The organism is Chryseobacterium sp. CFS15 (genome assembly GCF_031118795.1).
GTDB classification, from domain to species: Bacteria; Bacteroidota; Bacteroidia; order Flavobacteriales; family Weeksellaceae; genus Chryseobacterium; species Chryseobacterium indoltheticum.
The window spans coordinates 73037-86145 of sequence record NZ_JAVHYL010000001.1 but is presented as its reverse complement, the minus strand read 5'-3'; the positions used below and the strand labels follow the sequence as shown (position 1 = coordinate 86145).

The window sequence follows — 13109 nt, the reverse complement described above, 5'->3', positions numbered from 1 at the left end:
AAAGAGGCTGTCCGATGGCAGCCTCTGAAATCTTCGTGAGGAATAATTATACGTCTTGAGTAACGCTATCTTCACTTACTACTCCACTTCTCCACGTCAAGTTCAATGTATCGACCCCAGAAATTGGATCAATCTTTTTACCTCCTTTAATGGTTAACAACGTGTTTTTTTGTAATGATCTCGCTTGTAGAGATGTTAATTTCTTTTTCATGTTGAATAGATTTAAAATTAAGTCACGAAAATATGAAAAATAATTTAATATACACCATTAAGTGAAAAAAAATTGTAATTTTCATCTATATTATCACTTACAGCTATTTTTAGCTTATTGTTATTTATGAAAGTATCCTTTAAATCTCCCCAAAAAAAAATGGACATTATATAACCTTAAGATTATAAACAAAAAACGATTGATTTAGGTTATGAGAACAAGCAAATTCATAGACAGCCAGATTTTAGCAATTTTAAAGGAGAGAAGAAGGTTTGCAACTCGACCTCTGTAAGAATAATTTAAATTTCAATGAACTGCAATTTCATCTTGTGAGGTTTCTGACTTTTTCTATGCAGATTACCATTCAGGCAGGCACGAGGAAAACTGTAATCAATTCCTTGAAAACAATAAGAAAGAACATTGATGTAAGCCTGAAATCTTTTTGCGGAGGCTCTGGGATCTCCGATCCCGGATACCCAAAAATATTTTTTTGCGCAGTGACCACGGAATATATTTGCTATAGAAAATCAGTCAGCCTCATATGGAGTCATAGCAGTTGAAATATGATCTGCTTATGATAGATCAATAAATAAGAAAGAATGTTTTTGAGAGATACAGTTAAAAAATGCACAATTTAGATGTCATAATTTTGGATCAAAAAAGAGAACTTCCGGATTGATGGTGGAAGCCCTCTTAAAATTTTGAATATATAAATTGGTTGGTTACAAAAAAACACCCAAAATTCATACCAAAAAATTTAGGCTCCCTATTAAAAATAGGAAGCCTAAAAAGAATTCTATCGGTTTGAAAATCGGCTATGTAGATCAGGAAATATTTTTAATTGCAAACATAACCCCAAGGTGTAATTGTGTAACCACTGGCTCCAAGACTACAACAGACGTTAGGGCTTTCTACTGGACCATAAGTCGCTCTTACATTGCAGGATCTATCATTGGTCCACTTCATACCTCCATCTATCTGTTTCATTTCTTCTCTTGATAGCTGATTTGCTTTACTTTTGAATTTTTCTAAATTTTTCATAACATTGATTTTTAATATTTTGTAATGATGAATTTACAAAAATTTTAAACCTTAAAATCCCGTATAAATACGGTTTTATTTGGAGAAATATTAATCAGCCTAAGTTTTTATACGTCTTATTAAACCATTCAAAACTTTACCTCCAGTAGTAATGTATCTCGAAGTAAACCAATCTTTAATGGTTTCTGATTTGCTTTTTTATTAATTAAAGATAGTAACTAACTATATATTGAATGTAGCACAAGCTAAGCTGAGTTTTATCTAAATGTTTTCATAACTTTGGAAGAACGCAAAGTATCGCAAATTTGCTTAATTTAAGATGTTTTATTTGCAATAGGGCAGCGTAGAATTAAAGTTAGCAGTAAACAGCATCTAATTGATAAATACCTAATAATAATAATAATAATAATAATAATAATAATAATAATAATAATAATAATAATAATAAGACAGTAAAAATGAAAGAATACACTTTACCACATTTCGGAAATTTAGCGGCAGAAAATTTGGAAGAATATTACACTGTTAACATTGAGTTCGACGGAGACGAAATTGAAATAGACCTAAACTTCGAAAACAAAACCATTGATACAATAACAATGGACAAAGTAAAAAATTTCATTGAAAATATTGAAAAGTATAACAAGCTAAACAAGACATATATTCTTAATGATTATAATGACGAAGTTGGTGACACAGTAAAATCGTATTTGGAACATCATCTTGAAGAAGTTGAAAAAGAAGAGCTTTCAAATCTTATCAACTTTGACGATAAGACTATTGAACCTGAACTGCAACTTTTAAAGAATTTAAAATTAGTTAGAGTTGGGCTTTATCCTGACTATGAAGACAATTTCGCAATTTTTGATTATTCAATTGGAGTAGAAATAACAAATTATTTAGTTGTAATTAATACTGACGAGCATGGACAATTAGATTATATGGCAATGGAAAGCTAAAAAACTTACTTCCAAGAGCGGTTCTTGTTTGCAATAATGTGTGAAACTGGAAAGTTCAATGGTATTTCTTATATTAGAGATTTGTGCTTTGATTGTCATAATATCGCAAATCCCGAAAGATTACGTCAGCAATTTCCCAGAAAAAGGATCTATTGCTTATTGATAAAAAGAAGCAATAGATTATCATGTTTATTAAGAAGGACAATATAACCGGAAATCCATCAACAGTTATAGTCTATCAAAACGAATATCATTTTTCCAACTGCAATCTGATTAAATTAATTTTCTGTTTCTCATCATTATCAATCAGTATATCTGGTTTGATTCCTATATTATCAATAGGATTTTGAGGAAGTCGCTTAGATCTTGATATAGATATGATAAGATTATATTCTGCACAAAAAATATCAAAATATTGATAATTGGCATAATCTAACATTCCATAAGAATTTTCGCCAAATACAGTTACCTTCTTACTCTGTTTAGCTGTTAATAATAAGGATTCTGCTGAACTTGCCGTATTGCGATCAATTAAATAAGCGACTTTTTTAGGATATTCATATATAGAGTCTAATTTAATATACATTATATCCTTACCTCCCGGGTTTATAAAACTACCTAGGTTCTTTTTCATTAGCGCGACAACATCTGTAATATATTTTTTAGCTTCTTCGTCCACACTTTCATCTTTAAGCTGTTGCTCATAGTTTTTAATATTGTCTTCGCTAGCCCAATATTCTGAAGGAAATATCGCTATTGAATTTGTATATAAATAAGGTATAAACGGACTGTATGTAAAATCAATTCCTCCCATATTCCCCCTCAAATCGATAATCCAATTTGGAGTCTTGTCAAGCAGTACCTGATTTTTTTTATGATACTATCTATTTTTTCTTCTCATCCCACTCAAATGAAGGTAATGTTATTAATAACGTGTTATCACTTAATTGTTTTAAACTCGCTTCTTTTGCTAAGCTATCTTTAGCCGGAGGAGGAATGTTTTTAAATTTAGGAATCTGTTTATTGAGCTGACGTGTTTTTCTCTGTATCGCTTGCTTTTTTTTCGGTTTGCTGGTTGCTCTTTCCATTGCAGGCACAAAGCGATAGAACTAAAAGCAAAACAAGCTGTTTTTTTATTTTTAATAATGGGCAACTTTTAAGCATATTGATCATCAATCATAATTTTTGGATTACCCGCCAATGCTTCATTTTTTAAATATATCCTTTGGGTTAGATTTCCATGTACATGATAATGATGTTTCGTACCATTGACCAATTGAATGGTTATCCTGCAATCTTGTCTGCTTCTCGTAAAATTGAATCTTTTAAAATGTATACTTTTTATATCAGTAAAAGTATATGCAGGCTGATTAAATATTTTAAAAAATTGCACTTTATCCTGGTAAATAATAAAAGAAGGTAACCATTGTTCGGCAAATGGGCGTAAGATTCCCTGCCCAACGAAAATGGATGATTCCTTTTCACTTAATTGATTAACTGTAGTTATATACGCATTAAAGAATTTAAACATATAAATTCCCAGCGTGCTAAATACTAAACAGATAAACAAAATAAGAAGAAAAGGGAAATTTAAATAGCTATTATCATCACTAAAAGCATAATATAATAAAATGAACAGTCCTGCCCACATCAATATAATACACGTGATGAATATGCTTAAACTCCACCGCTTACGCAAAGTGATTTTTTTCAAAATAAGTTCCTTCATTTTTTAATACAATTTAATTAAAAGATTCCCAAAATAACCGAGCACTTGAGTCAAAGGTTTAAAATAAGAGTTTTAAAAATACTTTTAATTTTAAATCTGATATTTTAAAATCAAAATATCCAAAGTTTGAGATGTTTCCTTAACAAAGTAGCTTGATAATGGTGCAAAACCTCTTTGTAAGCCACTCTTATATCTCCTCCAATCATTAAAATAATTTCTAAAGATGCCAACTAAATATTTGATACAGAAAATATAAAATGCAGTTTTGCGAGAATATAAAGATCTGGTTTTAGTGGTTTTTTCAAAAATTGTCTATCGTTTCCAAATTTCACTTGTTTCCCAATTTACAATATCAATTTTTGAGTCAGCTGTTAAATAATGATTTCCATCTTCCAGTGCGTCTTCATCTAATTGATAAAGATTGTTTTCTAAATCATTCTTAAAAATTTCAATCAACTCTTTTGTAGAATTTGCTACTAAAATCCCTGTTCCATATTCATCATCTATGAAGATGATTTGACCATAATGTCCTTGGCTGGTTGGGGCCAGATCAATAAACAAACCGGTATGAGATCCGTCAAAAGCGAATTTTACCCAATCATTATTATACATATTGGTCAGGTCAATTTCTTTATCTGCTATTTCAAGTGGAATATTTTCAGATGCGTAATGTTCTTTTTTGTACAAATACTCTTTAACAATCCGGTTGACAGGAAAGAAATCCATACCATAGAACAGGCTTCCGAAATTTTCCTGGTTATTTAATCCGTTGTGCCATAAATAAAGTTCTTTAAAATCAACGGGGAAACTTTTACCAATTGTTTTTTCCACTTCGTTAATTTCACTTTCTGTAGCAGGTTTTTGAAGCGAATGGTTAAGAATTTTCTGTGCATTTTCTTTTAACCAATTTACTATTTTTTCAAAATCTTGTTTCATCCTATTTTTTGTAAGTAATTTAAAGAATAGACTCTGTAAAATCTTAGTAGCTTATCTTATTTTTATAGATCCTCAATTGACAACTAACACGGAAGCCACCATTGCATAAAAAAGAGTTTTCCGTTTTTAAGAAAAATATTGATATGCCCGTCGTAAAGTTCATAATCACCTTCTCTTAATTGAATCATCTGCAGTTCGCCCTCACCGTAAACATTCATAGTACCTATATTTTCTACTGAATAGGGAAATATTTCTTTTAGCTGAGCAATTGTAGTGGAAGCATTAAATATCATTCCCTTGTATAAAATAAAATTTTTTTTTGTGAATTTAAACTCATCAACCGCTACCTTTTCGTCTGAATTTTCAAAACGCGAACCATTTTTGTACAAAAATTTGTACTGTAAATTTTTAGCTGGATCAAGATTTTGAAAGACATAGGCGCATGGTTCTTCCTGCTTCATTAGTTTAGTACTATCTGGCTCTCCGAAGTTGTTCTTAAAATCTTTTAAGGAGAAAAACCGTTTTACCTTACCATTAAAAAGCATCAGATCGGCATCAAGAGTTTCAATGCTGTTTGCTTGGTTTTGATCAGGTGGCGCAGTTTCTGTTACAGGGCTTTTTGAGGATATACTAAGCTGTTTCTTAAAGGGAACTGATTTCGTGTCATCCTTTTTTCTTTTATTATTCCGGTCTTTATTTCCTTCATTTTTGCAAGCTGTAAGGGCTGAAAATAAAAAATAGAGAAACAGTATTTTCTTCATTTTATGAATTTTAAAGTTGCTTCATGTGCTAAATAAATAATTCTGATACTCTAATTATACTTTATTTTACCAGCTAGAAAAGATTGTTTGATCTTTTCAATATCGTTTTGAACAACATCCAGATCTTTTTCTAATACGATATTATTTGTGCCGGTTTCTTTGATGACAAAATCAAAATAGTCTTTCTTGAAAATAGAAAAAAGAGGGATAACTGATGACTGTTTTTTAATTTTTCCTGTAAAACTTCATCACTATCCATTCTGCGTGTAGCAACAGTCTGAGATGAAGGGTCTTCACTTTCTGGATCAATTGGTGGTAGAGCTCCCTTCGGAGATGCCTAGATTATTTCAACTTCTTTATCAGACAGTGCATAATAAGGAGCTGCTAATTCTTCTGTCCAGAATCCTGTATTTAAACCTTCTGGGTTTCCATGGTGTTTTCTTTGATGTGAAACAACAATGTTCAAGGTTGCAAGAAAATGACAGAGAAAGATTTCAGGTACGATAATTTTAATCCGGCGTTGTCAGTTCGCTTTTTTACGTCATATATTTTCCAAAATATGTATTCAGAGCTTCTTCATTATATTTGTCTTCTCCACGCCAAGATTCAACAAATGTCCAATCGTGCTTTCCTCTACTTGGTCTGTCATAAGATGCCGGTTTAAGAATGTCAATGCAAGCTAAAATTTCAATTAATATCTTTCGCTCATCTTTGGTTGATTTCAAAGCAGTAGATAATTTTTTTTCTAATGCACTTGGATAATCGTTGGGTTGAGAATTTTTGATGATGGATAGGATATTTTTAAAAATCTCAATATCCTCCGTCGAAGGTTCCTGGATTTCTGCTGCCTGAAGTTGCTGAAGGTCAAACAAAGTGTAACTAAGTTTTCCGTGTCTAATTCCGCCCCATTTTATTCTTTCAAAATTCAAAACATTTAAGTCTTCATTGATATAATCCTTGTCGCCTATAATGCCATATTTTAAATCTCTGCAAATTCCACAAGTATAACTTTCGTATATAACTTCTTCATCTTCTCCAAAACTTTGTCCGCTTACTGCTTTTGTATATTGATGAGGAATCAATTGTTTCGCTATAAAATAGGAAGCCAAACTGGAACGCCAATCTAAACGTCTATTAGAAAGACTGCTTAAAAAGGCTGTTGCAACTTTGTCGATTGAAATTGTGGGAAGTATCTCAAAAATCTTGTCCAAACATTGGTCGTGAGAAATGGTCAAAGGTTCAAACATCAAACCTTTTGATTTTGCATATTCAAAGTCAGCAGCATCTATCTGTATTTCATTATTATCAATCCAACCGTTTTTCCAATACGTTTTGAACAATATGTTTTTGGCTTTTTTGTCCATAGACTTCTTAATTTTTGTTTGTTTGTTTGTTTGTTTGTAGCTAAAAAAACAAAAAAATCCTTTTGAGCAGAAGCACTATTTTCCAAAGTATTTTTTCATTCTTATTTTAATTTTATCACTATCTTCCGGAAATGATGCTTTTGGTCTCCTCTCCCAATAAGCTAGTCCCTGCTCCAGCGTCCACAGTGCTTGATCTCTATTACCAGCAATTAAAAAAAAATCACAAGCTTTATAGTGAGAACATTCATTTTCAACAAGTGCGTAGGCTGCATTTTCCCAATTAGAAAGTTTATTCAAATAAGGTATTCCAATATTTAAAAAGTTTTGTTTAAGCACTGTCAAAACTTTTTCTCTTTCATTTTCGTCTATAATTTGAAAATGCAGTTCTCTTTTTTTGTCAATGATCGGGAATTCCCAACCGTTGATATTCCAGTCCATTGCTCCACCTAAACTGTCATTTACCGGTTCTTCTCCAAATTCATCCTTATGCCATATTGAATATATTTTTGAAGACACGCCAAATGATGTCCAAAATTCTGCGCATACATCCGCTTCATTGTATCTGTTGAGCTGAAAATAAATCGTCTGAACGAAACCATTTATTTTTCTCTTAAATGTCAATAAGCTTTTTGAAAATGTAAAACCCATTTGTGCCAAAGGTTCCAGTAAGGTCATTTCAATATTAGTCGTTATTAATTCTCTTGGTTTCATATGGATCTATGGTATTAAGTATTTCTGCTAACGTTTGCTGCTTTGCTTAAAGTGCATCAAAATTTACATTTGTATATCTCTTTTGATACATCGAAGCGTCGAATGCTTGCTTTGATCCCAGCTGAATTAAAACTTCCTTTTGAAATCCCACTTCTTTCTCCAACAGATTGTTCCAAAACTCAGGTCTATCTGAAAAATTTTCATAATAGTCCAATGTGTCAATAATTCCAATAAAAAGTGCTACTATCTTAGTCGTAAATTTCAAATCAGAGGTTCCACTTGCAAATGCATCCAGCATAAATATTTCTATTGGTTCAGGCTCTTCATAGTTGTCAGCATAGACATCTATAGCAGCATTACTTTTTTCTATCGTTTCCAGGTAATTTTCAATATGACCGTTAATAATATCTAAGAACAATTGGTTTCGTTTTACTTTGATTCCAATATATTTGTGGATAGTCTCTTCAAACTTGGGCAACTGATAGTAAAATCCTAAGATGGAAATTGCTAAGCTTTTCCTCTGCTCCAAAGAACTATTTACTAGCCCATCAACTAAATTTTTGGTATGCTGGTCTATTTGTTTTACAATGTCCATTACTTACAGAATTCAAATTGTTGGATATATATCGAAAGGCGTTCCTGAAAATCGAAATGATTTATAAATCAATTTTCTATGCAAATATAGTAGTATTTCCAGATCCATTTTTCATATGTTAAACTCGAAAAGTACTTTGAAATAGTTTCACAATATCTACAAATATTTCAAAAAGTAACTTTTCAGACAGAACCCAAATACTGCTGAAAAGCTCCTTTTCAAAGCACATTCATTTCTTGTCTTGCATACTAGACTAAAGCCTAGTTGTCAGGCTGTATTGTTACGTGCTCTGCGTAAAAAAGTTGCCGATTTCAGTTGGTTTCGTATGGTTTTGTATGTATTGATACAGATATAGAGAAACTTCAAAATTCGGGAATAAGTATCTATCAGCTTTAAGGTAGATTCCATGTATTTGGGCATTGAATCTAATTAATTTCAGTTGAGCATATAAATCAATAAACTTTAGATTACCTTACTAACATTCATTAAAAACAAGTACAATGAATTTAAAAGAAATATTAAATAAAGCGAATGCTTGTATAGCTGCGGGTAATTACGATCAATTTATGGCATATTATACCACTGACACTCAATGGACATTCGTAGGTGAAACATCTCTAACGGGAATTGATGAAGTCATGGATTATATGAAAGAAGCCTACATCGAACCGCTCAGGTTCAAGGTTGATTCAATGATAGAGGAAGGAAATTATCTCACAGCAGTAGGTACAATAAGCATAGTGAATACTGACTCTCTATGGATAGCCTAGAAGTAATTGCGATGTATGGAGGTTTGAAAATGGTAAACTGGCAGGTCTAAAAGGCTTTATTGCTAACTGATAATCTTTTTATGATAAATTATAATCGTATAAAGACATCAATCTTTGTAAGTATTATCAAACAGCCAACCTCCGATAACTTTTACAATCTTCGGCAATCACAAGAATAATCAGGCAATCTCATTAACCTTACGAAATGTCATCAGACCACAAAATTTCTTTTGACACTACGATCCATCCTCTCATAAAATCGTAAAAAGCTGCGCTTGAAGAGGCTACGAGAGAAGCACATGACTACCAGATAAACTGATAAAACTCAATGTATCCCAAGTAACTTAATGTTAGAAACACGGTATCAATCAACCCATGAATAATGATATTTATCCAGATATTTTTAAATCTAATATATAAAAATCCAAAAGCTATCCCGAATATGAATGTCATGACCAACCCTACAGCACCTTGATACAAATGAGGCAAACAGAACATCAATGCAGAAAGAATGACTATAAGTACTTTTTTATAACCAAAGATATTTTTCAGTTGAGCAAAAGCAAATGCTCTGAATAGCAACTCCTCTCCTATCGCTGCACTGATCCACATGCTGTAAAGCCATTTGAGATACTTTCGCGTGTCACCTTTTATATACTCAAAGGCAGAGTAATCGGCCGGTTCGTTACAAAGCCAATTCACCAGCGGCTGGATAATAAAATCCACACTCAATTCTAAGATCAAATATGATACTAAAATGTTCTTAATGTCGCTTGCTCTGAGATTCTTGAAATTGAGTGATTTCAGATCTCCATTTTGCAAATAGGTACTTATCAGGATAAAAATAATGATGACACAGAAAGTATACGGAAATTTGGTCAGTGGATTATAGATCAGTAAAAAAGATATAGTAAGTAACGCTGGTGATATCCATTTAATTTGTAGCAGCCTTTTCATCTTCATCATTTTAAAAGTATATTTTACAAGACTTAAGATGCCGGCAGGATATTTTCAAAGAACTTAGCAATGTTCTTTTTCAATTTTTCAAAAATGTCCGATTCGCCAAACTCTTTATTGTCATAGCCTATTGGAAATCCTTTCTCCACATATTGATTATTTTTTAGAGTTGTAAGATTTTGAAAGTCCCCGTTCACAATTCCGGTCTCATCGGTATGGATATCCAAGTATTTTATAGCCGCATTTCTGGAGAAATCCAACTTTCTGATATCTATGGTCTTTACCTCTTTCTTCAGATCAGATCTGAAATACAGATTCATTTTCCTGGTGTCAATGACTGTCTGCCATTCACCGGGATGTATGGAGTTTAAAATATTCCACGCATAGTCGACAGGCTTTTCATCGTACGTATAATTTTTTAGCATATAGTATGCACGGTTGTAACGGTCTTCCCATTTTATGTTTTGTTCAAAATCAAATTTATCATTTCCGCCAAGAAAATCAAATTTTTTAGCAGCGGCCAGATCCTTATGGTACTGATTGTTGCATAGCAATGGCATTGGCATTTCCTTATTGGTAAGTACGGTGTATTTCCCGTTTAATAAGGCAATCGTTGCAGAATTTCCTTTGGCATCGGTCAGGAAAAAATGACTTCCGGCTGCATTGGGCCACCAGTTAATGTTGGGACCATCATTCAGATGGTCTACCACTTCTTTTACCGTTTTGTAGTTGTCCAACTGGTACTGTATCCATTGTGCCCAGAACATATCAGGCTGTTTTGGATTATATACTTTACTGGTCTCTTCGAGATATAATTCAACCAAAAAAAGACCTTTTTCATTGATGCCGTAGCAGGGAAGATCATATCCTAAAAGATTAAAGGTTACAGAACCGAATTTTGAAGTCCATTTTTTATTGGCTTGTGTTTGATCAGTTGTCAGATTTTGCCAGCTGATATTCCTTTTCAGGACATCTCGCTTATTAATGACGATCATTCCGGGCATTGTTTTCCAGTTTTCATTGAAGCCAACAACGTTATAATTGTTCCCTGTCAGCAAAAATGCCGAGCACGCTTTACTTTGGACTGAGTAGATAAGAGCGCATATCAAAAAATAGCGCAGAAAGAAAATTTTCATAAAATTGATATTATAATGCCTACGATGAAAAGATTGATTGGTGAGCCTACATTTTTACAGAATCCTGCTCTGCAATTTGAATCTTTAATCCTCAACAAATTTACAGTCAGTACAGAATTAAGTCAATGGTTATTTGTAACCAAAATAGGATTAGACCGTCAACAACTTTTACCAGAAATTACTAATCTTTCATCAGAAGATCCAATAAGTGATTGGATTTAAATTCCCTTTTTATGAAAGGCGCTCAAGCTTGCAATCTTTTTAGTGACAGTATGGTAAACAATCTCTACAGAAAATGACCGCATGTCATAAAGAACAATTTTAAGTTCATTTTTATCGGTTTCACATATGACCTTTCCTTTGGACAGAACTAATTCATGTTGGGAATGCTTCTGCATATTTTTGAAATCATAATAAGAGATAGACATGGTATTTTTATAAATTATTTTGATTGAAGAAACTTTTTGATCTAATTTCTCGATACTTGTTTTATATCTAACAAAGTATTATTTATTATGTAAAGGTAAGACTCTAGTTTTTAGTGTTAACGTTTTTTTATTGATTAGAATTATTTTAAAAGATATTTTTAAAATTTCCTTAGTCCTAATTAATTATTTTTTACGAATAACTTATAATTTTAATGGAATATATCTTTATACTTACAAAAGTTCAATATCTTTGTTCAATATCATTCAGCTAATTTCAATGAGAAAATATTTTGGATTTTTGTTTTTCCTATTACTTCCATTTCAGGCATACAGCCAGAATCTTTCAGCAGACGAATTATTCGTAAAAGCCAGAACAACAGCATTTGAAGAAAAAGATTATCCAAAATCTATTGAGATTACAAAACAGGCATTGCAAAAAGCGCCGAACTATACAGACATATCGGTTTTTTTAGGAAGATTGTACACATGGAGCAAAGATATAGCTGCGGCAAGAGCTGTTTTCGAAGAGCTTGAAAACAAAAATGTTCAGAATGAAGACTTTTTTATTGCATACGGATCATTGGAATACTGGAATGATGACCAAACCAAAGCGATAGAAATTATCGACAAAGGACTTACCTATCATCCACAATCTGAAGCACTTTGGCTTTTGAAGGCGAAAGCTTATTATGCCAATAAAGAATATACAGAATCTGAAAAAGCTATTAAAAATCTTTTGGTGATTAATCCAAAAAATACGGAAGCAAACAGTCTTGCAGTACGAATTAATGATTTGGTTTCTAAAAATGCAATCAACATTACCTACAATTACTCGCATTTTGATAAGCAATTTACTAATGATTGGCATATTGTGGGAGTAGGATATAAAAGAGTAACACCGATTGGATCTTTTATATTGAGAGGGAATTATGCCAATAAATTTGCTGAAAATGGCACACAGATAGAACTAGAAGCTTATCCGAGATTAACTAAAACTTTTTATCTTTATGTTGGTGGAGCTTACTCTAATGACGTAGGCATTTTCCCTAAATATCGTACAGGAGTTTCGTTGAATGCCAATCTTCCTCATAGCTTTGAAGCAGAGATCGGTTACAGACAGCTTTATTTCAGTAATAATATCTGGATGTACACGGCTTCTATTGGTAAATATTACAAAAATTTCTGGTTTAATATCCGTACTTACCTTACGCCGGACAACAAAAATATTTCACATTCTTATACCGGAACAGTACGTTATTACACAAAAAGCGCACAGGATTATTTTGCATTTCAGATCGGAACTGGAATCAGTCCGGAAGAATCCCGTAATAATCTTCTTGAGAACGAAACTTTTAAGCTAAAAACCTTTAAAATAGGCGGAGAATACAATTTTTCCGTTAAAAGAAATCTGTTTTCTGTAGGGACAATGTATTACAATCAGGAATATCGTCCTAACGAAAAAGGAAACCAGTTTGATGTCACATTAGGATATACAAGGAAATTTTAGCCTT

At 32.4% G+C, this 13109-nt stretch carries 17 protein-coding genes; 4 read left to right on the top strand and 13 right to left on the bottom strand.

Going from position 1 to position 13109, the window contains the following annotated elements; genetic code table 11:
• Positions 1-46: 46 nt before the first annotated feature.
• Together OH814_RS00430 and OH814_RS00425 are read right to left on the bottom strand one after the other, a co-directional pair.
• A complete protein-coding gene (locus tag OH814_RS00430) occupies positions 47-211 on the bottom strand; it encodes a hypothetical protein (RefSeq protein WP_201134403.1) in 165 nt (54 codons plus the stop codon).
• 837 nt (positions 212-1048) lie between these two features.
• Complete coding sequence (locus OH814_RS00425; RefSeq protein ID WP_308826705.1) at positions 1049-1252, bottom strand: hypothetical protein; 204 nt, start codon at positions 1250-1252, stop codon at positions 1049-1051.
• Positions 1253-1710: 458 nt separating this feature from the next.
• Here OH814_RS00425 and OH814_RS00420 point away from each other — a divergent pair, with 458 nt between their 5' ends.
• Positions 1711-2211, top strand: a complete 501-nt coding sequence (locus tag OH814_RS00420; RefSeq protein ID WP_308826704.1) for a DUF2004 domain-containing protein — start codon at positions 1711-1713, stop codon at positions 2209-2211.
• A 250-nt stretch (positions 2212-2461) separates the two neighbouring features.
• Here the strand turns inward: OH814_RS00420 and OH814_RS00415 are convergent, their stop codons facing one another.
• From OH814_RS00415 to OH814_RS00375, 9 genes are all read right to left on the bottom strand, one after another.
• Complete coding sequence (locus OH814_RS00415; protein WP_308827001.1) at positions 2462-3070, bottom strand: S41 family peptidase; 609 nt, start codon at positions 3068-3070, stop codon at positions 2462-2464.
• A 25-nt stretch (positions 3071-3095) separates the two neighbouring features.
• Entirely contained in the window at positions 3096-3299 is a 204-nt protein-coding gene (locus tag OH814_RS00410) for a hypothetical protein (protein WP_308826703.1), read from the bottom strand.
• Between the two features lie 68 nt (positions 3300-3367).
• Complete coding sequence (locus tag OH814_RS00405; protein WP_308826702.1) at positions 3368-3940, bottom strand: hypothetical protein; 573 nt, start codon at positions 3938-3940, stop codon at positions 3368-3370.
• Positions 3941-4252: 312 nt separating this feature from the next.
• The gene (locus OH814_RS00400; protein ID WP_308826701.1) at positions 4253-4876 is read right to left on the bottom strand and encodes an SMI1/KNR4 family protein; all 624 of its coding nucleotides are present in this window, start codon (positions 4874-4876) and stop codon (positions 4253-4255) included.
• Between the two features lie 83 nt (positions 4877-4959).
• On the bottom strand, positions 4960-5637 hold the full coding sequence (locus tag OH814_RS00395) for a hypothetical protein (RefSeq protein WP_308826700.1): 678 nt from the start codon (positions 5635-5637) through the stop codon (positions 4960-4962).
• 337 nt (positions 5638-5974) lie between these two features.
• The gene (locus tag OH814_RS00390) at positions 5975-6103 is read right to left on the bottom strand and encodes a hypothetical protein (RefSeq protein ID WP_308826699.1); all 129 of its coding nucleotides are present in this window, start codon (positions 6101-6103) and stop codon (positions 5975-5977) included.
• Positions 6104-6173: 70 nt separating this feature from the next.
• Positions 6174-7001, bottom strand: a complete 828-nt coding sequence (locus tag OH814_RS00385) for a hypothetical protein (RefSeq protein WP_308826698.1) — start codon at positions 6999-7001, stop codon at positions 6174-6176.
• 75 nt (positions 7002-7076) lie between these two features.
• Positions 7077-7712 carry a DUF4304 domain-containing protein gene (locus tag OH814_RS00380; protein WP_308826697.1) on the bottom strand — a complete coding sequence of 212 codons (636 nt, stop codon included), beginning with the start codon at positions 7710-7712 and terminating at the stop codon, positions 7077-7079.
• Positions 7713-7758: 46 nt separating this feature from the next.
• Complete coding sequence (locus OH814_RS00375) at positions 7759-8307, bottom strand: hypothetical protein (protein WP_308826696.1); 549 nt, start codon at positions 8305-8307, stop codon at positions 7759-7761.
• A gap of 500 nt (positions 8308-8807) precedes the next feature.
• Here OH814_RS00375 and OH814_RS00370 point away from each other — a divergent pair, with 500 nt between their 5' ends.
• Positions 8808-9077, top strand: a complete 270-nt coding sequence (locus OH814_RS00370) for a nuclear transport factor 2 family protein (RefSeq protein ID WP_308826695.1) — start codon at positions 8808-8810, stop codon at positions 9075-9077.
• A gap of 303 nt (positions 9078-9380) precedes the next feature.
• On the opposite strand, the gene OH814_RS00365 is transcribed toward OH814_RS00370, so the two are convergent.
• Both OH814_RS00365 and OH814_RS00360 read right to left on the bottom strand, forming a co-directional pair.
• On the bottom strand, positions 9381-10034 hold the full coding sequence (locus tag OH814_RS00365) for a type II CAAX endopeptidase family protein (protein ID WP_308826694.1): 654 nt from the start codon (positions 10032-10034) through the stop codon (positions 9381-9383).
• Between the two features lie 32 nt (positions 10035-10066).
• Positions 10067-11170, bottom strand: coding sequence for a linear amide C-N hydrolase (locus OH814_RS00360; protein WP_308826693.1), 1104 nt, complete (start codon positions 11168-11170; stop codon positions 10067-10069).
• 15 nt (positions 11171-11185) lie between these two features.
• On the opposite strand from OH814_RS00360, the gene OH814_RS00355 reads away from it, so the two are divergent.
• Entirely contained in the window at positions 11186-11392 is a 207-nt protein-coding gene (locus OH814_RS00355) for a hypothetical protein (RefSeq protein ID WP_308826692.1), read from the top strand.
• A gap of 483 nt (positions 11393-11875) precedes the next feature.
• Positions 11876-13105: a YaiO family outer membrane beta-barrel protein gene (locus OH814_RS00350; protein WP_308826691.1), complete on the top strand. Its 1230-nt coding sequence runs from the start codon at positions 11876-11878 to the stop codon at positions 13103-13105.
• Positions 13106-13109: the final 4 nt, after the last annotated feature.

Bases quoted from the DNA above. Each gene is read 5' to 3' on its own strand.
- OH814_RS00430 (WP_201134403.1), bottom strand. From the start codon at position 211: ATGAAAAAGAAATTAACATCTCTACAAGCGAGATCATTACAAAAAAAC.
- OH814_RS00425 (WP_308826705.1), bottom strand. From the start codon at position 1,252: ATGAAAAATTTAGAAAAATTCAAAAGTAAAGCAAATCAGCTATCAAGA.
- OH814_RS00420 (WP_308826704.1), top strand. From the start codon at position 1,711: ATGAAAGAATACACTTTACCACATTTCGGAAATTTAGCGGCAGAAAAT.
- OH814_RS00410 (WP_308826703.1), bottom strand. From the start codon at position 3,299: ATGGAAAGAGCAACCAGCAAACCGAAAAAAAAGCAAGCGATACAGAGA.
- OH814_RS00405 (WP_308826702.1), bottom strand. From the start codon at position 3,940: ATGAAGGAACTTATTTTGAAAAAAATCACTTTGCGTAAGCGGTGGAGT.
- OH814_RS00400 (WP_308826701.1), bottom strand. From the start codon at position 4,876: ATGAAACAAGATTTTGAAAAAATAGTAAATTGGTTAAAAGAAAATGCA.
- OH814_RS00395 (WP_308826700.1), bottom strand. From the start codon at position 5,637: ATGAAGAAAATACTGTTTCTCTATTTTTTATTTTCAGCCCTTACAGCT.
- OH814_RS00385 (WP_308826698.1), bottom strand. From the start codon at position 7,001: ATGGACAAAAAAGCCAAAAACATATTGTTCAAAACGTATTGGAAAAAC.
- OH814_RS00380 (WP_308826697.1), bottom strand. From the start codon at position 7,712: ATGAAACCAAGAGAATTAATAACGACTAATATTGAAATGACCTTACTG.
- OH814_RS00375 (WP_308826696.1), bottom strand. From the start codon at position 8,307: ATGGACATTGTAAAACAAATAGACCAGCATACCAAAAATTTAGTTGAT.
- OH814_RS00370 (WP_308826695.1), top strand. From the start codon at position 8,808: ATGAATTTAAAAGAAATATTAAATAAAGCGAATGCTTGTATAGCTGCG.
- OH814_RS00365 (WP_308826694.1), bottom strand. From the start codon at position 10,034: ATGAAAAGGCTGCTACAAATTAAATGGATATCACCAGCGTTACTTACT.
- OH814_RS00360 (WP_308826693.1), bottom strand. From the start codon at position 11,170: ATGAAAATTTTCTTTCTGCGCTATTTTTTGATATGCGCTCTTATCTAC.
- OH814_RS00355 (WP_308826692.1), top strand. From the start codon at position 11,186: ATGCCTACGATGAAAAGATTGATTGGTGAGCCTACATTTTTACAGAAT.
- OH814_RS00350 (WP_308826691.1), top strand. From the start codon at position 11,876: ATGAGAAAATATTTTGGATTTTTGTTTTTCCTATTACTTCCATTTCAG.